This window comes from Vibrio sp. 1249-1, assembly GCF_033340495.1.
On record NZ_JAWOWJ010001003.1, the window covers coordinates 1 to 551 of the forward strand.

General features: G+C 46.3%; 1 protein-coding gene. It reads left to right on the top strand.

Annotated elements, in window-relative coordinates:
* Positions 1–551 (top strand): response regulator (locus R7Z50_RS30145; RefSeq protein ID WP_318150103.1); only part of this gene is annotated, 551 nt, incomplete at both ends.

Sequence of the window (551 nt, forward strand, 5' to 3'; positions counted from 1 at the left end):
TGGAAGATACCGGGATTGGGATACCGTTATCGGCGCAAAGTTCGTTGTTTGACCCTTTTGTACAAGTTTACCGCTCGGCAAAACGCAGTTTTGAAGGCTCAGGTTTGGGCTTAGCGATTTGTAAGAACCTCGTGGATTTAATGCAAGGTGAGATCAGTTTCGAAAGTGAAGAGCGCAAAGGTACAACCTTTAAAGTCTCCATCCCATTAAAAGAGGGGCAAGCTCAAGGCGCAGCGTCGGGGGAGTTGGCTGTTGTCGAACGAAGCGACTTAGCTGGGCGCTCGATATTGGTGGTGGATGATATCCGAATGAACCAAGTCATTGTGACGCAGATGCTGAAAAAGCTCGACATTACTCCTGATTTAAAAGCCAATGGTTTGGAAGCGCTAGAAGCGGTTAAAAACAAAGATTACGAATTGATATTTATGGATTGTCGAATGCCGGAAATGGATGGTTACGAAGCAACGGCTCACTTGCGACAAAAAGGCTTCGACCGTCCTATCATCGCCTTAACAGCAGGCACAACGATTGAAGAACGTCAAAAGTGCATT